We start from the raw sequence: 19,682 nt of genomic DNA, 5'->3' as shown, positions 1-19,682 counted from the left end.
CTACCGGGTACGCGTGGGCGATGGACACCTACCCGGACTTCGACACGATGCCCATCGGCGGACGGTGGCGGGCCGGCTCGTCGGGCAAGACGCGGGCCAGCACCGACCCGTACAGCGGGGACACACTGGCCGAGATCGGTCAGGCCGACGCCCACGACCTCGACACCGCCTACGATGCCGCGGTTGCCGCGCAACGTGATTGGGCTGCAGCCCGGCCGTTGGAGCGTGCCGGGGTGATGCGCGCCGCCGCCGACGTGATGACGGCGCGCAAGGACGAGATCGTGGGCTGGCTGGTGCGCGAAACCGGTGGCACCGTTGCCAAGGCCGAGTTGGAGTGGAATCTGGTGCGCTCGGTGATGTGGGAGGCGGCGTCGATGCCGCACCATGTCGAGGGCCGCATCATGCCATCGGACATTCCGGGCAAGGAGAGCCGCGTCTACCGCGAACCGGTGGGCGTCGTCGCCGTCATCTCGCCGTGGAACTTCCCGCTACAGCTGTCGAACCGCTCGGTGGCGCCGGCGCTGGCAGTGGGCAACGCCGTGGTGCTCAAACCCGCCGGCGACACCCCCGTCACCGGCGGCCTGCTGCTGGCACGCATCTTCGAGGAGGCGGGACTGCCTGCCGGACTGTTGTCGGTCGTGGTGGGCTCGGGCTCCGACATCGGTGACGCGATCGTCCAGCACCCGGTTCCCCGGGTGGTCTCGTTCACCGGGTCGACGCCGGTGGGCAGGGGGATCGCCGAGAAGGCGGGGCTGAAGAAGCTGGCTCTCGAACTGGGCGGCAACGGTCCGCTGGTCGTGCTCGACGACGCCGACCTGGACCTGGCAGTGCAGGCAGCCGTCTTCGGATCGTTCTTCCACCAGGGGCAGATCTGCATGATCGCCAACCGGATCATCGTCGACGCCGAGGTGCACGACGAGTTCCTGCAGCGCTTCCTCGACAAGGTCAGATCGCTGCGCGTCGGTGATCCGAGCGATCCGCAGAACCAGCTCGGCCCGGTGATCAACTCCTCCCAGCTGGAAGGCATTCAGGACAAACTCCAACGCGCGACCGAAGACGGTGCCGAGATGCTCTTGGGCGGCGATCCGTTCGGCCCCACCGGGCTGTGCCTTCCACCGCACGTGCTCAGCGGCGGCAACGACGTCGCCACGGCCCGCGAGGAAGTCTTCGGCCCGGTGATGACGGTGATCCGGGCAGCAGATGAGGACGACGCGCTACGGCTGGCCAACGACACCGAGTACGGCCTGTCCTCGGCGGTGTTCAGCCGGGACGTGGAACGGGCGGTGCGGTTCGGCCGCCGGGTTCAGGCGGGGATGACACACATCAACGACTCGCCGGTCAACGACGACGCCAACACCGCCTTCGGCGGTGAAAAGCATTCCGGTATCGGCAGATTCGGTGGTCAGTGGGCGATCGACGAGTTCACCACCGATCACTGGGTGTCGGTGCAGCACCGTCCCAGGGAGTACGCGATCTGAGGCCTACCCGGCGAGTGCCTCACCCGCCGGTCCGAGGTCCAGGAAGACGGTCTCGCCGTTGGCGTCGTCGAGTCCGTCGTTGTCGGTGACGACGTAGAGGTTCTGGTTGCCCGCGACGGCGAAGCCCTCGACCTTCTCCTGCACGAAGCCGTTGGTCGCGGCCAGGTCGGGGAGCAGATCTCGCGCCAGGGTCTTCGAAAGCACCTGCGGCTCTTCCCCGGCCGACGTCACGCCGGCCCCGTCGGGCATGGCCACCCGGTAGATCGCCTTGATCCTTGCGTCGGGGCCGTTGAGCTTGTCCCGTTCCAGCACCAGCAGTGCGCCGTCGTGTACGGCGATCTCGGACAATCCGATCCAGTCGCCCTCGACGTCGGTGCTACCCAACTGATAGCCGAACCACTCCCAGCTGCCGCCGTCAGGACTGTAGCGCCCGATGCGGACCACCCCCGGCGGGTCGCTGCCGAGCTCGCGCTGGAGCGCGACCCACGTGGAATCACCGTCGACGGCAACGCCTTCGAGCCCCTGGCCACCCAGCTCCGCGGCGATGTCGTCGGGCAAGGTGACCCGGTTCTCGATGCCGCCGTCGGCGCCGACGTATACCAACTCGTTGCCGGGGCCTTCCTCGCCCTCCACGGCCAGCACGAAACCGCCGTCGGGGCGGGCCGAGACGCCTTCGACGTCGAGGGCGACCGGCTCCCCGTCGTCGGTGATGGGCAGCTCGCTGTCGATCAACGCCGGCGTCCGGGACACGTCGACGCCGAGCACCCGAGCCGGGCCGTAGGCGATGTCGGTGGCGGTGTACAGCCGGTTCTCATCGGCTGGGTCGGCACTCAGCGCGCCGAGTGCGCCCCAGCCGATCGGCACCCCGTCGATGTCACCGGAGACGATCGACGGGAAAGCAGGTGTGTCACCGGCGAATTCGTCGCCGAACCCGTAGACGTTGACCGAGGCGCGCACCCGGGCCTCGGCGTCGTCGGCCTCCGACGAGATGACCAGCAGGTTGCGGGACGGGACGGCCAGGATGCCCTCGGGTCCGGGAGTGGTCGGCAGAAGCTGGCGGAACTGCGGCGCGGTCACGTCGCTGACGTCGTAGACCGCAACGAAGTTGCTGCGCTCGGAGGCCACCAGCGCGGTCGGACGACCGCCGATGTCGGTGATCGCCAGGCCTTCCGGCTCCGGGCCCTTGGACTCGGCCCTGCTCTCGATGTGCAGGCCGGTGCGCACCGCGAGCTGCTCGAAGGTGTTGCCGGCGTCCCAGACCACCTCACCGGTGCCGGCATCGAAGATCGTCCAGCCGCGGGTACCGCCCTTCCAGTCGCCCTCGTTGGCGGTGGCCACGTGCTCGTCGCCGATCCAGCCGAGCGCGTCGGGCTCCCGCGGCGCGTCCGGGATCGAGCCGGTCTGGTCGATCGTGCCGTCCTCGGCGGTATCGATTCCCTCGACGGATTGGGTTCCGGCAGAGAAGATCCGGGACACCTCACTGGTGCGGCCGTCGATCACCGCGATGCCGTTGTTCTCCTGGAGGGTGACCGCGACCTGGCCGCGGGAGTTGATGGCGACGTACTCCGGCTCGAGGTCCTCCGGGGTATCGAGCCCGGCGGCGCGGGCCTGTTCGACGTCGAAGTCGACGCGCCGCGGCGTCCAGCCGGTGGGCGCCCCGGTGAGATCGACGAGTTGCACAAAACCCGTCGGTGGTTGCGGCAGGTCACCTTCTTCGCCACCGGGTGGGGTGAACTCCTCGTCACGCTGGTTCTCCATGGCGATCGCCGCGAACGACCCGTCCGGGCTGATGGCGATCGAATCCGGTTGCCCACCCAGGTCGATGCTGTGCACCGGGGTCCGGTCGCTGACGCGCACGACGTCGACACGTCCTGACGGGTTGGGGAAGTCGCCACCGGTGGTGTCGACTACCACCAGCACGAACTCGCCGACGGCGGCCACCGAGGTGGGCTGGTCGTCGGCGTTGCCGAGCTCGCTGAGCGAAACCGTGCCCAGCCCAACGGGTTGCGCGGGATCACGCAGGTCGAGGAAGCCGATCCGCTTGGCGGCGGCGTCGGTGTAGATGACGGTGTTTCCGTCCGGGGTGACCGTGGAGATCTCGGCGACGGTCTCGGCCTCGACCGGGTCCTCGGCCGGCTTGTTCAGATACACGGGGTAGGTGGCCGTGCGGTGGTAGCGCTGCCCGGCTGGCAGGTCCCAGTCGATCGGTGAGCTGGCGCGTGGTGTCTCGGGTGCCGGCGTTTCGGCGGCATCGTCCTGGCTGTCGGTACTGCAGCCGACGACCATCAGCGCTGTGATCGTCACCGCGGTCGCCGCCCGCGCCACATTCCGCACATTCATCGCGGTCATCCGTCACCTCTTCAGTTGTGGTTGCGTCGAGCAACCCTGGCTTGAGCAAGTGATGGCGCGGCGGTCAGTCTGTGAACACCAGTCGACGGATCGCTGAACGTAACGATTCATTCGAACATATGATCGAGCGGTGGGTGATCTGCAGAGCATCGGCCACGGCGGTCAGCCGACCCCCGTGGTCTTCCGGGCGGTCGACCCTCCGCAGGACGTTCTGGTGGATCTCGCATCGCTGTTCCCCCGCGAACCGCACAGCCACGGCCGGTACCACCCGTTCGGACTGCAGATGCACAAGGTGGTGCGCGGCGAACTGACCCGCTGGGGAATGTGCGAGCAGGGCCACTGGTGGGGGCTGGTCAGCTACCCGGTGAGCCATGGGCCCAGGTGCGACCTGGTGACGCATTGGATTCCGGCATGGATGCTCAAGAAGGCATGACTCGTTGAGCTCTGGCGATGCCACTCCCCCGAGGTGGCAGCGCCAGAGGCCGACGCGTGCTGGCTTCACTCCACCCCTCGCTGCGACTGCACGCGCCGAGCGAAGCCATCGTGATAGTACATAAACATCGTCGTTCTCGAAGAACGAAGGCGTTTCTGAAGGGCCCTCTACGATAGACGCAATGCAGAGACCTGCATCGACTGAACGGGGCGCCGCGTGGATAAGCGGCTGAGCTCTGGCCGGCATCACCTCACGCGTGACGAAGTGACCGCCGACCAGCAAAAACGCCTGTTCAAGGCACTCGCCGAGGTGATGGGCTCGAAGGGCTACAACAACACCACGGTGAGCGACCTGATCAAGCACGCCAGGGTGTCTCGGGCGACCTTCTATCAACAGTTCGAGTCCAAACAGGACTGCTTCATGGCCGGCTACGCCCGCATGCAGCGCAACGTCCTCGACGGCCTGCACTCGGGGCCCGTCTCGGGCACCCCGATGCAGCGCTACCGCACGATGCTGCGCAGTTACCTCGGTTTCCTGGCGGCCGACCCGCCCACCGCACGGCTGTACCTCGTCGAGGTGTACGCCGCCGGCCCGGACGCGCTACGCCGACGGATGCAGTTGCAGCAGGATTTTGTGGCCGGGGTGGAAGCGGTCTTCTCCGCCCGCAGCACCGCCGACCGGTTCGCCTGCCGGGCCCTGGTCGCGGCGATCTCGATGCTGGTCACCGGGGCTCTCGCCGAGGGTGACGCGGAGTCCATCCTGGCCCTGGAGCAGCCCCTGGTGGAGTTCACCGAACGCGCGCTGCCAGAGCACCTGCACTGAAGAGCGCGCAGGGGCAGCGGTTTTCCGATAGCGTCGCCCGCTGATGAACAGCAGTGATCCGGCGTCGTCGGACCGCTCGGTGGGCATGCGAGAGCGCAAGATGACGCAGAGCCGCCTGGCGATCCGCCGCGAAGCGTTCCGCCTGTTCGAGCAGCAGGGGTACGCCGACACCACCGTCGAGCAGATTGCCGCGGCCGCCGAGGTCTCACCCCGCACGCTGTACCGGTATTTCGGCGGCAAAGAGGGCCTGCTGATGTCCGACGACCAGATCGCCCCCATCGTCGAGGCATTCGTCAACGCCCCTCGCGACCTCGGCTACGTCCAGGCGTACCGCCATGCCGTCACGTCGGTGTTCGGGTCGCTGAATCCCGAGCAGCGCGAGGACGCCATCACCGGTCAGCGAATCCTCTACACGGTCCCCGAGGCGCGCGGGCTGGTCTACTCGGCCTACCTTCGGTTGGCCGACCTCGTCACCGAGGCATTGCTTCAGCGGCCCGACGGTCCTGCCGACGAGCAGGAGCGTCAGGTGATGGCCAGCGCCATCGTCGGCGTGCTCATGGTGACCTCCCACGGCGTGCCACTGCCGCAGGCTGCGCTTGAGCAGGCACTGTCCGTACTGGACGACAAGCTGTCCTGACCGCCTCACCCCACGCCGCCCGTGTCGGCGCGGTGACCTATCTTGAACCGTCCGACGACGACGCCAGACGCAGCGAGGAGCCCATGTGGACGGAACCCCGGACAGCGCTGCGTTGTCGTCCGCTGAGCTGCTCGAACTCAACCGTGATGTACAGGGATCCCGCGCATTGCGGCTGCTGGCCACCACCAATCTGAGCCTGTACTCGACCTTGATGGAACGCCATCTCAGCGGCGGCGCCGTGCCCGAGACCGAGTTGGTGGTGCGGCTGGAACGCGACCTCGACGAACTCGGCCATCCCGACGGGCAGTCCGGGCTTGCCCTGATCAAGTCGTGGGCCAGCCAGGGCTGGGTGCACCGCCTCGTCGACACCCGAGCTGACCGCCACGACCAGAACATCTGCTACCTCACCCAGGACGCGCGTCGCGCCCTGGACTTCGTCCGCGGGATGCGGCGCAACGACACGATCGCCACCGGCGGCTCGATCAACGGCATCGCCTCCCGGCTCAAGCAGGTGGCGGTGCGGGTCGGCAACGACCCGGCGCGCATCCGCAAGAGCATCGAGCACGAGATCACGCTGCTGCAGGCCGAACTCGACGAACTCGACGCCGGAACCCGGCCCGCGCCCGACGTCACCGACTCCTACGACGAGGCCCGCGCCATCGCCTTGCAGATGGAACGGCTGATCACCGACATCGGCCAGTACGGCACGATGATCGAGCAGGCCACCGCGGCGCTCGACGACCCGATCGACAGCAATGTCGCCTACCGCGACCGGCAGCGCCAGATGTACACCGACTACCAGGCAGCATGGGATTCCCAGGGTCGTGACAGCCACCGCGCGTTCCTGCGGATGATCAACGACCCCGACCAGCGTGCCGAGTTCGAGGCCGACGTGGCCGCGGTCGCCGACGCTCTGCCGGACCTGGACCCGGCGCTGCGCAGGGTGATGGCCGGGTTCTTCGAGCTGGTGGGCCACCAGATCGACGAGGTCGAGCGGATCCAGCAGCGCTGCGCCCAGCGGATCAAGCGGTTCACCGCGTTCGGCACGCTGGAACAGAGCCGCGGGGTGGCCCGTCAGCTCAACGAGGCCATCGGCGCGGCGCGCGCCCTGCTGAAGACCTCGCTGACCGATTCCCGCCTCGACATCGACGTCCCGTTGGCCCGGCACGCGATCAGCTCTGTCGGAGCGCTGAGCTTCAAGATCGGAGACCTGTCCAACCCCCGACCCGCCCAGGCCGGCGGCAGCGAGATCGACCTGACCAGCTTCGCCGCCCTGACCACCCAGGTCGACGCACCGGCGATGTCGGACATGCTCAACCACGCGCTGGCCACCGGGCCCGTCTCGCTACCCGACGCCGTCGCCATGCTCGACACCGCCTACCTCGGCCACGTCATCGTGCTGTGGTCCTGGGCCCTCAAGCAGCCCCTGGCCGACACCACCGAGGAGACCACCGTCCGCTTCACATCACTCGACGGCCGCGACCGGGAGATGGCCGTCCCACGCCTCATGTTCACCGAACCGATCACCACCCTCGCCGATGCCAGTGCATGACCACCGGCGTGATCACTGCGTGCGAAGCAGCCTCATCCGGTCACGCCGGGCGCGCGAATGACCAAGGGCACGGCGGGAAAATACGCGGCCATCTCTGAACGGCATTTGCGCAGCGCAGCGGTGCCGTACCCGTGGTGTCGGTGATCGGGATGAATCCACACCCGGACCTCGACCTCGCCGTCTGCCAGCTCGCCGAACACCATTCCGACTGCCTGCGTTCCTTTTTCGGCTACCAGCCAGATCGCGTCCTCGGCGTCGATCCGGCCGAGAGCCGATCCGATCTCGTCGTCGAGACTGCCCGCCGGCCCGCCGGAACCGTCGCCGGGTGCGCCGATCTCGGCCGTCCTGGCCTCGAAGAGGTCTCGGTCGGACTCGCTGGAAAACTGCCGCAGCACCAGATGCTCGCCGGAACTGTCCGGCCGCTCGATCAGCGTGAAGGACAGCTGACTGTTGAGGTCGTCGAGTTCGGCCGCGATCTGTCGGCGCGAGTCCTTGGTGAGCCGATGCAACGGCAGCGCGACCACTGCCTCGGCCCCCAGGGACGCGATACCCAGCAACGCGGCAACCGCTTCGACGGCCGCCGCCCGGTTGTCGGCGTCCACGATTGCATCAAGCACTTCATGTCGGCGGTCCAGCGCGGTGATCAGCGCATCGGTGATCTCCCGGCGCGTGGCCGCGCGGTCAAGGTCAGCCATGACGTCGAGCATAGGCGCTGATGAGGCCGGATGCCTCGAATGTTCGAGCCGGACGTAAGTCGGCTGTGCACGTTGGCATTCCGCCGGTCATTGCGCACGGCGCCATGCATGCACGCGCACCGTGTGCCTCATACTTCACAGCGGTGTCACGCTTCGACACGTCGACCCAACTCCACGCGCGCAGATATTCCGCTGACGTCGGCAAACCGGTGGCTGCCTCGGTTTTGTGCGCCGACACTGCCCATGCGGCGCTGACCATGTCAGGACCGTGACCTATGTTGGGGCGTCCGACCAACTACAGAGCAAGGAACGCACGTGGCCACCGAAGCCGACATCGACTTCTCGTCGCTTCCCCAGGTCGACCAGTCCGCCCGCCCACCCGTTGCCCGCCGGCCGCGCTTCGACGGCGACGTCTCCGAACTGCCCGACCGCGCCTGCTGGGCGCTGCAGCACCTGCTCACGCGCCGCTACATCAGCGCCGAGACCGACGCCGACGTCTACCGCTGGGTGCTGGAGTACCGCGACCAGATCACCATCCGGTTGTCGGAACTGGACCTCATTCTGCGCATAGTGGAGACGGACCTTCAATCAGTCGGAGTCGCGTTCGTCGAGCAGGCCCGTTATGAATCTGCCAGGGGCATCAAGCTTCTGCGCCGTGAACCGCTGGGCACCTACGACTCCATCCTGGCGTTGCACCTGGCGCAGATGATGCGTGCCTCGGGTGGGCAGGCAGTGCTGATCAGCCGGGAGGAGATGCACGGGTTGTTCTCCGGTGTGCTCAACGACACCGACCGCGACGCGGTCACGTTCGCCGCGCGCGTCGACGGTGCGATCGCCCGGCTGGCCGGGCTGGAAATCCTGCGCAAGACCCGCGACGACGAGGACAGCTACACCATCAGCCCGGTGATCACCGCGATCATGACCGCCTCGGTGATCACCGAACTCCAACAGCAGTTCGAGCTGCTGATGCGTGGGGAACCCCCGCAGGACCAGGAAGAAGTTGCCATCGATGACTGAGCAGTTCCATCTGTCCCGGCTGCAGGTGATCAACTGGGGGGTGTTCGACGGCTACCACTCGATCCCGTTCAGCCCGGGTGGAGCGCTGATCGCGGGCGCCTCCGGTAGCGGCAAATCCTCACTGCTGGATGCGATCTCGCTGGGCTTCCTGCCGTTCAACCGGCGCAACTTCAACGCCTCCGGTGACAACACCGCCGCCGGATCCAGCGCGGGCCGACGGACTGTGGACAAGTACGTGCGCGGCGCGTGGGGGCAGCGCAGTGACGGCGGCACCAGCCGGGTGATGTATCTGCGCGGCGAGGGCACCGCCTGGTCGGCGGTGGCGGTGACCTACGCCGGCGACTCCGGACGCACCGTCACCGGCCTGGTGCTCAAATGGCTGACCGGGGAGTCCCGTTCGGACTCGTCGAGCCGCTTCGTGCTTGGCGACGGCGACCTCGACATCGAGGACGTGTGCAACCGCTGGGCGGCGGGGCGGTTCGACACCGGCGTGTTCAAGGATGGGGGCTGGCGGTTCACCACGAAGGTGGAGTCGCAGTACCTGGCCCAGTTGTACGCGACCATCGGCATCCGGGCCTCCGACGCCGCCCAGCAGCTGCTGGGCAAGGCGAAGTCACTGAAAAGCGTTGGCGGCCTGGAACAGTTCGTTCGCGAGTTCATGCTCGACGAGCCGGACAGCCTGGCCCGGCTGCCGGAGGCGCTCAAGCAGATCGACCCGCTGGTCGAGGCCCGTGAGCTGCTGGCCGTCGCGCAACGCAAACGCAAGATCCTCGGCGACATCGAGAGCATCCAGCAGCGTTACGCATCGGAGTCCTCGGATCTGGGGATCATCGATCTGGTGGACGCGCCGATGGTGCGGGCGCTCACCGATCATGTCCGGCTGGCGCAGTGTCCCACGCAGATCGCCACGCTGGACACCACCGTCGACCAGCTCGACAACGAGTACGAGGACGTCACCCGGTCGCTGAATCTGGCCAAGGCCGAAGCAGATTCACTCAACGCCCAGATCAGCGGGACCAGCTCCAGCATCGGTCCGCTGCAGTCGCAGGTCACTGCCGCCGAGACCGAGGCCGAACAGGTGTCGCGGCGACGAAACGCCTACGAGGATCTGCTCGCCGCCCAGGGCCTCGACATCCCGGACAGCGCCGACGAGTTCTGGAACCTGAGGGAGGAGCTGCTGGCGCGGGCCACCGAGCTGCTGGCCCGGGTGGAACGCAACCGTGAGGCGTCCACCGACGCCGAGTACGCCCAGAAGGCGGCCCGCATCACCCGCGATGACGCCGCCAAGGAACTCAAGCGCGTCGAGCACGTCGGGTCGGCGCTGCCGGAGTTCGCGCTGACGATGCGTGACCACATCTGCACCGCAATCGGTGTCGAGGCGACCGAGCTCCCCTACGTGGCCGAGCTGATGGACCTGCGGCCGGAGCAGGGCCGGTGGCGGGTCGCGGTGGAGAAGGTGCTCCGCGGCGCCGGCCTGCGGCTGCTGGTCCCCGACCGGCACCACGCGAAGGTGCTGCGGTTCGTCAACGAGACCGACATGCGGGGCCGGCTGGCGCTGCACCACGTCCGGGTCAAGTCGTTCGGCGCCGAGCCTGTCGAGCCGGAGCCGAACACGTTGGCAGGCAAGCTTTTTGTGGTCGACCTGGCACATCCGTGCGCTGCCGAGGCGGTCGACATCGTCAGCACCGCCGGCGACCACATCTGCGTCGACACCCCCGAGGTGTTCAGCCGGTTCCGCCGCGCAGTCACCGACACCGGCTTGTACAAGGACTCCGACCGGCTGGCGATCAAGGACGACCGACGCCCCCTCAGGCAGTCGGAATACCTGTACCAGGGCGACGTGTCCGCCAAGATCAACGCGCTGACCGTCGACCTGGCCGCCGCCGAGGAGACCTACCAGAAGGCGCGCCGCGCCGCCGACGACATCGCCGCGCAGCGCCAGCAGTGGCGGGACCGAGCCGCGGCATTCAAGGCGATCTGCGAGCAGTACCCGCAGTGGAGCCAGATCGACGTCGAGACCGCCGACGGACACGCCGACCGGCTGCGTGACCAGTACGAACTGCTGCTCGCCGAACACCCCGACATCGAAGCTCTCAACGCCCGTGCCGACGAATGCTGGTCGCAGATCCAGAAACTGATGACGCGCCGGGGCGCGGTGCAGACCCGTCGCGACGATCTGGACGAGCGCCGGACGCAGCTGTTGGAGCTGTCCGAGCGGCTCTCGCCAGCGTTCGTCTCGGAGCCGTTGACCGAGTTGCTGCACCGCTACGCCGCGCAGATCCCGGTGACGTTGGAGCTACTGAACCCCGAACCGCACCGGGAGGCGCTCTTCGCCGCGATCAAGCGGGAACGTGAGCAGCTGCGGGAGAGCAGACGCCGGTCCTACGACGAGCTGGCCCGCATCCTCAACACATTCGACACCGCCTTCCCGGACGCAGTGCCGAACGATTCGGATGACTTCGACGAGCGGGTGCACGACTACGTGGCGCTGTGCCGCCACATCGACGAGCGCGAACTGCCCGAGGCCTACGAGCGGATGATGCGGCTGGTCACCGAGCAGGCCCCGGATGCGATCCTGACGCTGCACCGGGTGGCCGAGCAGGAGGCCCGGCGGATCAGCGAGCAGATCGACCGGGTGAACACCGGCCTGGGCGCAGTGGAGTTCAACCGCGGCACCCGGTTGACGCTGCGGGCCACGCCGCGGGCTTTGGCTGCGGTGTCGGAGCTGACGGAGATCGTGCGGGCGATCTCGCGGCGCATCGCCGAGGTGGGGTTGGGCGACAAGCAATCGATCCTGGACCAGTACGCCGACATCCTGCGGCTGCGCAACCGGTTGGCGTCGACGGCGCCGGAGGACAGGGCGTGGACGCGGGATGCCCTGGATGTGCGCAACCGGTTCACGTTCGACTGCGCGGAATGGGATGTCAGCACCGACGAGCTGATCCGCACGCACAGCAACGCCGGGGACAATTCCGGTGGCGAGCAGGAGAAGCTGATGGCGTTCTGCCTGGCCGGAGCGTTGAGCTTCAACCTTGCGGCGCCCGGTGGTGCGGGAACGGACGAAGCCAACCGGCCGGTCTTTGCGCAGCTGATGCTCGACGAGGCGTTCTCCAAGTCGGACCCGCAGTTTGCCCAGCAGGCACTGCAGGCGTTCCGCAAGTTCGGCTTCCAGCTGGTGATCGTGGCGACGGTGCAGAATGCGACCACCATCCAGCCCTACATCGACAGTGTGGTGATGGTGTCCAAGACCGAGGCCACCGGCCGCAACGCCCGTCCGGTCGCGACGATCGCGACGCGCACCATCTCCGAGTTCAACACGCTGCGTCAGCAGATGCGGGCGAGCGCCAAGGTGCCCGCCGGAGTCTGACACCTGCTGCGTTGAGACTGCGCTGCCGGCGACAAAATGCGAGAAGCGCCCGCCGCCAGCACCGTCTCAACGGCAGGTTGGCGTGTCAGCGCAGCGAAACCGGGAACTGCCCCTGCCCGGAGTGTGGCACACTTGAGTTTGCTGGATCAGCTGCTCGGGGGTTGCGTTGGAAGGAATAGGCGATGGTGGATGACCGTCCACTGGCCGACGTCGACCGAGAGCGGGTAGTGGCTGCAGTGCACGAGGAAGTGGCGCGCTGGGGTATCGACCGCTTCGATCTCGGCTCGATGGCCCACCGCCACGGATTGGACGAGCAGGCGATTCTGCAGCACTGGCGGGACCCTGAAACCCTGATCCTCGACGCCCTCGCGCGGCGGCCCGGTGACGGTGAGGGGCCGCCCGACACCGGTTCGCTGCGCAGCGATCTGTTCGTGCTGGCGGTCAGGATGGCCACGATGGTGACCTCGGTGGCCGGTCGCAAACTGCACGGCGGGCATCTCATCGGTGACACCCGCATCTCCAGCGTCGAGATCCGGCAGACAGCGTGGCAGGACCGCGCCAACAGCCTCGGTGTGGTCTTCGACCGTGCCCGCGAGCGCGGTGAGCTCCGCAGCGGGGTCGACTTTCGCAACGTCCTGGAACTGTTGTTCGCTCCGATCAACATGCGCGCCCTGTACACCGGCGAACCGGTCGACGACGACTACTGCCGCACGCTTTCCGAGCTGGTCTACTGCGCGGTGGCGGCCGTCTGAGTCACTGCGCGACCAGTCGCCGAAGCCTCTCGGCGAAAACGGTTTCGGCGGCCGGCAGGTAGGCGACGATGTGGATGTCGGGCACGTCGACCGGCGCCACCTGGTGGTGCTCGAGCAGCAGTTCGCCGACCACGGGGTGCTCGAAGCGGCGTTCGCGCGACGCGAAGCGTTCGATGCCGGTGGCCCGCCACGCTGCCGCGAAGTGGTCGCTGGCTTCCAGCAGCCGGTCGACCAGCGTCGTGAACGACGGCTCCCCCACCCGGGGGCCGGCGTCTGCGCGGAACTCGGCCAGGAACCGGCGGCTGTCGGTGTCCCAGTCCGGCAGCAGGTCTCGGATGTAGGGGTCCATGAACACCAGCCACAGCAGGTTGCGGTCGGCTGCGGCGGTGTGTTCGATGTTCGGGTAGAGCGCCGCGTAGGCGGCGTTCCAGGCGACGATGTCCCAGTCCGGGGCGATCGCGAACGCCGGGTAGCCGGCCAGCGCGTCGAGGAACCGTTGGATCTGCGGCGGCGGCGGACCGTCGGACACCGTCGGGTCGGCCGCGTAGCCGCCCAGGGCCAGCACGTACTCGTGTTCGGCGGAGGTCAGCCGCAACGCGCGAGCGACAGCGTCGAGGACCTGCCGGGACGGGTTGATATCGCGGCCCTGCTCGAGCCAGGTGTACCAGGTCACGCTCACCCCGGCGGCGACGGAGACCTCCTCGCGGCGCAGGCCGCTGGTGCGCATCCGCGGCACGGCGGGCAACCCGAGTTCGGCGCGCGGTGCGGCCTCGCGGCGCGCGCGCAGGAACTCGCCGAGAGCGAGGCGTTGCTGCGCGCGTCTGTCCACCGCATCTCAGGCTAGTACCGGCACTACTAGCATCACCGCCGACTTCCCGACGCGCGGCCAAGGGGCCAGCGTGGACGTCATGCCGGTTCTGAGATCACGCACGGTCACCCACGGTCGCAACATGGCTGGGGCGCGGGCACTGCTGCGCGCCTCGGGGGTGGCCGGCGCCGACATCGGCAAGCCGATCGTCGCCGTCGCCAACAGCTTCACCGAGTTCGTGCCGGGGCACACCCATCTGCAGCCGGTCGGCCGGATCGTGTCGCAGGCCATCACCGCTGCGGGCGGGGTGCCTCGCGAGTTCAACACCATCGCCGTCGACGACGGCATCGCGATGGGCCACGGCGGCATGCTGTATTCGCTGCCGTCGCGGGAGCTGATCGCCGACTCCGTCGAGTACATGGTCAACGCGCACTGCGCCGACGCGCTGGTGTGTATCTCCAACTGCGACAAAATCACTCCCGGGATGCTGATGGCCGCACTGCGGTTGAACATCCCGACGGTGTTCGTCTCCGGCGGGCCGATGGAGGGCGGTACCGCCGAGCTGGTCGACGGCACAGTGCGGACCCGACTGAACCTGATCACCGCGGTCGCCGACTCGGTGAGCAGCGAGGTGTCCGATCCGGACCTGGCGCGGATCGAGGAGGCGGCATGCCCGACGTGCGGGTCGTGTTCGGGGATGTTCACCGCGAACTCGATGAACTGCCTGACCGAGGCGCTGGGGCTGGCGCTGCCGGGCAACGGCTCGACGCTGGCGACCCACACCGCGCGCCGCGCGCTGTACGAGGACGCCGGTGCCACGGTGATGCAGCTGTGCCGCCGCTACTACGACGAGGACGACGCAGGTGTGCTGCCGCGCGCGATCGCCGGCCGCGACGCGTTCGACAACGCGATGGCGATGGACATCGCGATGGGCGGGAGCACCAACACCGTGCTGCACCTGCTGGCTGCCGCACGTGAGGCGGAGTTGGACTACACGCTCGAGGACATCGAGAAACGCAGCCGGGCGGTGCCCTGCCTGTGCAAGGTGGCGCCCAACGGGCACTACCTGATGGAGGACGTCCATCGGGCCGGCGGTGTCCCGGCGATCCTGGGCGAGCTGTGGCGCGCCGGGCTGCTGCACGAGAGCGTGCACGCGGTGCACGCCGGTTCGCTCGCGGAGTGGCTGCGCCGCTGGGATGTTCGTGGTGGTGCGGCGTCGGAGCAAGCCGTGGAGCTGTTCCATGCCGCGCCCGGATGTGTGCGGTCGGCGTCGGCGTTCTCGCAGTCACAGCGCTGGGAAAGCCTGGACACCGACGCCGCCGCCGGTTGTATCCGCGATGTGCGGCATGCCTATTCGGAGGACGGCGGGCTGGCGGTGCTGCGTGGCAACCTGTCGGCGGACGGCTGCATCGTCAAGACCGCGGGTGTGGACGAGTCGATCCTGAAGTTCTCCGGGCCTGCCGTGGTGGTCGAGTCGCAGGAGGACGCCGTCGACGCGATCCTGGGCGGCCGGGTGCAGCCGGGTGACGTCATCGTGGTGCGCTATGAAGGGCCGCGCGGCGGCCCGGGTATGCAGGAGATGCTCTATCCCACTTCGTTCTTGAAGGGCCGCGGGCTGGCCTCGGTGTGCGCCCTGGTCACCGACGGCCGGTTCTCCGGTGGTTCGTCGGGGCTCTCGGTCGGCCACGTCTCCCCCGAGGCCGCCGCGGGCGGCACCATCGCGCTGGTCGAGGACGGCGACCTCGTCACGATCGACATCCCGCACCGGACGATCCAGGTCGACGTCGGCGACGAGGAACTGCAGCGGCGCCGGGCGGCACTGTTGGCGTCGGTCGGCGGGTACCGGCCACGCTCCCGCGAGCGGGTGGTCTCGGCGGCACTGCGGGCCTATGCGGCGCTGGCATTGTCGGCGGACAAGGGTGCGGTCCGCGACGTCAGTGCGGTGGGCTAGCTGCGGGCTAGCTTGCGACGGCCTCGTCCACCACCTTCTGCACCTCGACCAGGTTGTCGCCGTACACCCCGGCGTTTCCGAGTGAGCAGTGGCGGTCGGCGGTGATGGCGTTGACCGTGGTGCCCGAGCTCTTTCCCTGCCAGTGACCGACGTTGGCCATCACCAGCCCGGTGATCAGATCGGATTCGTACACCGCCGGCCCCTGGAAGGACCCGCGGTCGTTGAACACCCGCACCAGGTCGCCTTCCTCGATACCGCGTTCTGCGGCGTCGACGGGGTGGATGAACACCCGCTGCCCACCCTGAACCTGCTGCTTGTCCGCGGCGTTGCCGTACTGGCTGTTGAGGAACGCGTGTGGTTTCGGCGAAATGATGCTCAGCGGGAACCGTTCGGCGAGTTCGGGATTGGACTGCGCCGACTCGAAGGGCGGGATGTAGTCGGGGATCGGGTCGACGTAGCCGCCGGGTTGCATCCCGTCGTACATCGACCGCCAGACCGGGACGACGAAGTTGCCACCCTCGGCGAGGCTGGACTTGAACTCGCACTTGCCCGACGGGGTCGGGAAGTTGCCCTCGGCGTGCGGCGCGCGGGTGTCGGGGGTGCCGACGTTGAGCCGCATCCAGCCGACCTCTTCGAGCTTTTCGAAGGTGATGCCGGCCAGCGCCGGTGCGTCCCAGTCGTGGAAGTCGATGAGCATCTCCCGGTCAGTGCGCTCCCAGTAGGCCATCGACTCCTCGTCGAACTCCATCGTCTTCGCGAGCCGCCGGAACAGCTCCACGTTGGGCACGCACTCCCCGGGCGGCTCGATCGCCGGCTGGTTCAGCGAGATGTAGAGGTGGCCCCAGGTCACCATGATGTCGAGCTGCTCGGCCTGCATGGTGGCCGGCAGCAGGATGTCGGCGTACTTCGCGGTGTCGGTGATGAAGTGCTCGCTCACCACGGTGAACAGGTCGTCGCGCATCAGGCCGCGCATCGTCTTCTCCTGGGCGGGGCCCTGGGACACCGGGTTGGAGTTGTAGACGAACAGCGACTGGATGGGCGGGTCGAGTTCGAGCTCACCGGTCAGCGCATCCCGAGGTCGAGCTCGTTGACCACGCGGGTGCCTTCGGGGATCCACTCCGGCTTGCAGATCGCGTCGAACTTGGTGGGGAACTCCCAGATCGGCATCTCCATGGTGCCGCCGCCGACGTGGCGCCACGCACCGACGAGCGCCGGCAGGCAGGTGATCGCGCGGATGGCCTGGCCGCCACCGCGGCTGCGCTCCAGCGCCACGCCCTGGCGGATCGCCGCCGGCGGCGTCGTCGCGTACTCACGCGCCAGCTTGCGGACGTCGTCGGCCGGTATCCCGGTGATCTCCTCGACCCGCTCGGGCGGGAAGTTCGCGGCGCGCGCGGCGAGCTCGTCGTAGCCCACGGTGTACTTCTCGACGTAGTCGGCGTCGGTGAGACCCTGGGCGATGATCTCGTGGATCATCCCGAGCGCCAGCGCGCCGTCGGTCCCGGGGCGGATCGGGATGTGCCAGTCGGCTTGGCGGGCCGTGCGGGTGCGGAACGGGTCGATGACAACGATCTTGGCGCCGTTGTTCTTTCGGGCCTCGAGCAGGAACGGCCAGCCGTGCAGGTTCGTGCTGGTCATGTTCATGCCCCAGACGATGATGTACTTCGAATGCGCCATCGACTCGACATCCAGACCACCGGAGCCGCCGACGGTCATGTGCCAGGCCGTCGACGACCCGGACTCGCAGTACGTCTTCTCCGCGACGGTCGAGCCGAGCCGGTTGAAGAACGCGTCACCGGAGGTGAGCCCGTTGAGCACACCCTGGTGGCCCAGATAGGCGTGCGGCATGATCGCCTGGCTGCCGTACTCGTCGATGATCGACGTCCACCGCTGCTTGATCTCGGCCAGTGCCTCGTCCCAGGTGATGCGCTCGAATTCGCCCGCGCCCTTGGCGCCCACCCGGCGCATCGGGTGCATCAGCCGGTCGGACTGGTAGTGGTGTTCGTGGAAGTTCTTGACCTTGACGCACAGGCCACCCCTGGTCATGGGATGGTCCGGATCACCTTTGACGTCAACGAGTTTGCCGTCTTCGACGTGGTAGAGCATCGCGCAGGTGTCGGGACAGTCATGCGGGCACGCGCCGCGCACGATGGTCAGCTCTTTGGGGACGTATGTCGGCTCGGCCTCGAGGGTCATGGTGGATTCCTTCGAAAGGAGGCTGTGGGCTGCCTCCAGTGAAGAGCACTGTTGTGCCACCGGAATTTCGCCGAGATTAAGGTGGTGTGACCCGCTAGCGCGAGCCGTATTCCAGCGCCGGCTCCGCGGAATCCACCGAGCCGTTGCTGGAGATGGTCAGCATGTCGGGCTGCACCCGGTACCGGGCCCCGTCGGCGGGATTGACGGCGACGAATCCGCTGCCCGCCGGCCGCGCGTCGGACAGTTCCAGGCTGGCGCCGTCGCGCAACCGCTCACCACGGTAGTAGTAGCTCCCGGCGTCGGTTTCGCACACCACCGCCAGTGAGTTCGCCGTCCTGATCGCCGCGGCGGGCGAGCTTCCGGAATCACAGCGCGCCGAGTGGCCGACAAACCCCTGCGCGTCGGTTCCCGACACCCCCGAGATCGGGGCCGTGCTCGTCGTGGGCGTGGTGCGCGACGTCGAGTCCTCGGACGTGGCGCCCGGGGTCGACGGGTCCGGAGCGGCGATCCGGGGTTCGGACCCGCCGGTGTCGGGGCCGGACACCAGCACCACTGCCAGCAGAGCGGCGATTCCGAACAGCGCAACGGTGACGATCGCCAACACCGGCGCAGTCCGCGACTTGCGCGGCGGGGGCGCGGGACGTGCCGGAACCGGGCGTGACACCTGGCTGACGGCAACAGGATTCGGATCGGCGGTGGAGAACTGCCGGGTGCTCGGCGGCGGACCCGGGCGCACCGCAGCTGACGCCGGCGCAGGGCCTGCGGCCGCGGCCGCCTTGACCGCGGCAGCCAGCGCGCCGGCCGACGGGAACCGGTCCGCGGGGTTCTTCGCCATGCCGCGCGCAATGACGTCGTCGAACGCCGGGTGCAGGCCGGGGCGGACGGCGCTCGACCGCGGCGGCGCGGAGAACAGGTGTGCCCCCATCACCTCCCGCAGGTCACCCGACGTGAACGGCGCCCGGCCGGTGAGGCATTCGAACACCAGGCACGTCAGCGAGTACACATCCGACGGCGGTTCACCCCGTCCGCCGTTGAGCCGTTCCGGGGCCATGTACGCGCAGGACCCGATGACCAACCCGGTGCTGGTGATGTTCGCCTCGCCGCCGCCCTGGGCGATGCCGAAGTCGACGAGGTAGACGAAGTCCTCGGGGGTCAGCAGCACGTTCTCCGGCTTGATGTCGCGGTGCACCAGGCCGCTGGAGTGGGCGGCGTCCAGCGCGGACGCGACCTGGCCGACGATCGAAACGGTGCGCGCCGGGGGCAGCGCTCCGTGGACGCGCAGTTCGTCCTTGAGGCTGGCGCCCTCGACGAGTCGCATGTCGATGAACAGCACGCCGTCGATCTCGCCGAAGTCGTGCACCGGGATCACGTGCGGGGCCTGCAGTCGGGCGGCCATCCGGGACTCGCGCCGGAAGCGTTGCTGGAAGCTGGGGTCGGCCGCCATGTCCGCGCGCAACAGCTTGATGGCCACGACCCGGTCCCGGACGGTGTCATAGGCGCGGTACACCTCGCCCATCCCGCCCACACCGATCAGCGACTGCAGCTCATAGGGGCCGAAACGGGTGCCCAGACGAGAGACGCTGTTCGGGTAGCCCATCTAGGTTGTCCTCCTTCCGGCCCGCCGTCGA

13 protein-coding genes and 1 pseudogene are annotated in these 19,682 nt (G+C 68.2%); 9 read left to right on the top strand and 5 right to left on the bottom strand.

From position 1 onward, the window contains the following. Positions 1 to 20 precede the first annotated feature (20 nt). A complete protein-coding gene (locus G6N53_RS09710) occupies positions 21 to 1,478 on the top strand; it encodes an aldehyde dehydrogenase family protein (protein WP_163888285.1) in 1,458 nt (485 codons plus the stop codon). Between the two features lie 3 nt (positions 1,479 to 1,481). Here the strand turns inward: G6N53_RS09710 and G6N53_RS09705 are convergent, their stop codons facing one another. Further along, positions 1,482 to 3,827: an esterase-like activity of phytase family protein gene (locus tag G6N53_RS09705; RefSeq protein ID WP_163888284.1), complete on the bottom strand. Its 2,346-nt coding sequence runs from the start codon at positions 3,825 to 3,827 to the stop codon at positions 1,482 to 1,484. Between the two features lie 130 nt (positions 3,828 to 3,957). On the opposite strand from G6N53_RS09705, the gene G6N53_RS09700 reads away from it, so the two are divergent. From G6N53_RS09700 to G6N53_RS09685, 4 genes are all read left to right on the top strand, one after another. Then, positions 3,958 to 4,260 (top strand): hypothetical protein, encoded by a 303-nt coding sequence (locus tag G6N53_RS09700; RefSeq protein ID WP_163888283.1) that lies wholly within the window; start codon positions 3,958 to 3,960, stop codon positions 4,258 to 4,260. A 264-nt stretch (positions 4,261 to 4,524) separates the two neighbouring features. Then, positions 4,525 to 5,082 carry a TetR/AcrR family transcriptional regulator gene (locus tag G6N53_RS09695; protein ID WP_237166475.1) on the top strand — a complete coding sequence of 186 codons (558 nt, stop codon included), beginning with the start codon at positions 4,525 to 4,527 and terminating at the stop codon, positions 5,080 to 5,082. 43 nt (positions 5,083 to 5,125) lie between these two features. Next, positions 5,126 to 5,719, top strand: a complete 594-nt coding sequence (locus G6N53_RS09690) for a TetR/AcrR family transcriptional regulator (RefSeq protein WP_163888281.1) — start codon at positions 5,126 to 5,128, stop codon at positions 5,717 to 5,719. 85 nt (positions 5,720 to 5,804) lie between these two features. Further along, on the top strand, positions 5,805 to 7,271 hold the full coding sequence (locus G6N53_RS09685) for a DUF3375 domain-containing protein (protein ID WP_163888280.1): 1,467 nt from the start codon (positions 5,805 to 5,807) through the stop codon (positions 7,269 to 7,271). Between the two features lie 32 nt (positions 7,272 to 7,303). Here the strand turns inward: G6N53_RS09685 and G6N53_RS09680 are convergent, their stop codons facing one another. Next, positions 7,304 to 7,966: a GNAT family N-acetyltransferase gene (locus tag G6N53_RS09680; protein ID WP_163888279.1), complete on the bottom strand. Its 663-nt coding sequence runs from the start codon at positions 7,964 to 7,966 to the stop codon at positions 7,304 to 7,306. A 315-nt stretch (positions 7,967 to 8,281) separates the two neighbouring features. On the opposite strand from G6N53_RS09680, the gene G6N53_RS09675 reads away from it, so the two are divergent. The 3 genes from G6N53_RS09675 to G6N53_RS09665 all read left to right on the top strand — a co-directional run bounded on the left by G6N53_RS09675 (position 8,282) and on the right by G6N53_RS09665 (position 13,102). After that, positions 8,282 to 8,983, top strand: coding sequence for a DUF4194 domain-containing protein (locus G6N53_RS09675; RefSeq protein ID WP_163888278.1), 702 nt, complete (start codon positions 8,282 to 8,284; stop codon positions 8,981 to 8,983). Beyond that, on the top strand, positions 8,976 to 12,350 hold the full coding sequence (locus G6N53_RS09670) for an ATP-binding protein (protein ID WP_163888277.1): 3,375 nt from the start codon (positions 8,976 to 8,978) through the stop codon (positions 12,348 to 12,350). The genes G6N53_RS09675 and G6N53_RS09670 overlap by 8 nt, the downstream gene beginning before the upstream one ends. A gap of 182 nt (positions 12,351 to 12,532) precedes the next feature. Continuing rightward, complete coding sequence (locus tag G6N53_RS09665) at positions 12,533 to 13,102, top strand: TetR-like C-terminal domain-containing protein (protein WP_163888276.1); 570 nt, start codon at positions 12,533 to 12,535, stop codon at positions 13,100 to 13,102. Between the two features lies 1 nt (position 13,103). Here G6N53_RS09665 and G6N53_RS09660 read toward each other — a convergent pair whose 3' ends face one another. After that, on the bottom strand, positions 13,104 to 13,931 hold the full coding sequence (locus G6N53_RS09660) for a helix-turn-helix transcriptional regulator (protein WP_163888275.1): 828 nt from the start codon (positions 13,929 to 13,931) through the stop codon (positions 13,104 to 13,106). Positions 13,932 to 14,010: 79 nt separating this feature from the next. Between G6N53_RS09660 and ilvD the strand changes: the two genes are divergently transcribed. Next, positions 14,011 to 15,861: a dihydroxy-acid dehydratase gene (gene ilvD / locus G6N53_RS09655; RefSeq protein WP_163888274.1), complete on the top strand. Its 1,851-nt coding sequence runs from the start codon at positions 14,011 to 14,013 to the stop codon at positions 15,859 to 15,861. Between the two features lie 7 nt (positions 15,862 to 15,868). On the opposite strand, the pseudogene G6N53_RS30530 reads toward ilvD, so the two are convergent. Together G6N53_RS30530 and G6N53_RS09645 are read right to left on the bottom strand one after the other, a co-directional pair. Further along, a pseudogene (locus G6N53_RS30530) lies at positions 15,869 to 18,054 on the bottom strand (molybdopterin-containing oxidoreductase family protein). Between the two features lie 94 nt (positions 18,055 to 18,148). Next, a complete protein-coding gene (locus G6N53_RS09645; protein WP_163888273.1) occupies positions 18,149 to 19,651 on the bottom strand; it encodes a serine/threonine-protein kinase in 1,503 nt (500 codons plus the stop codon). Positions 19,652 to 19,682: the final 31 nt, after the last annotated feature.

This window comes from Mycolicibacterium hippocampi (assembly GCF_010723735.1).
In the GTDB taxonomy this organism is placed as follows: domain Bacteria; phylum Actinomycetota; class Actinomycetes; order Mycobacteriales; family Mycobacteriaceae; genus Mycobacterium; species Mycobacterium hippocampi.
The sequence above is the reverse complement of the archived record's forward strand: the minus strand, read 5'-3'. Positions and strand labels throughout refer to the sequence as shown.

Excerpts from the sequence above, each read along its gene's own strand:
- G6N53_RS09710 (WP_163888285.1), top strand. The coding sequence starts at position 21 with ATGGACACCTACCCGGACTTCGACACGATGCCCATCGGCGGACGGTGG.
- G6N53_RS09690 (WP_163888281.1), top strand. The coding sequence starts at position 5,126 with ATGAACAGCAGTGATCCGGCGTCGTCGGACCGCTCGGTGGGCATGCGA.
- G6N53_RS09705 (WP_163888284.1), bottom strand. The coding sequence starts at position 3,827 with ATGACCGCGATGAATGTGCGGAATGTGGCGCGGGCGGCGACCGCGGTG.
- G6N53_RS09680 (WP_163888279.1), bottom strand. The coding sequence starts at position 7,966 with ATGGCTGACCTTGACCGCGCGGCCACGCGCCGGGAGATCACCGATGCG.
- G6N53_RS09665 (WP_163888276.1), top strand. The coding sequence starts at position 12,533 with ATGGTGGATGACCGTCCACTGGCCGACGTCGACCGAGAGCGGGTAGTG.
- G6N53_RS09645 (WP_163888273.1), bottom strand. The coding sequence starts at position 19,651 with ATGGGCTACCCGAACAGCGTCTCTCGTCTGGGCACCCGTTTCGGCCCC.
- ilvD (WP_163888274.1), top strand. The coding sequence starts at position 14,011 with ATGCCGGTTCTGAGATCACGCACGGTCACCCACGGTCGCAACATGGCT.
- G6N53_RS09670 (WP_163888277.1), top strand. The coding sequence starts at position 8,976 with ATGACTGAGCAGTTCCATCTGTCCCGGCTGCAGGTGATCAACTGGGGG.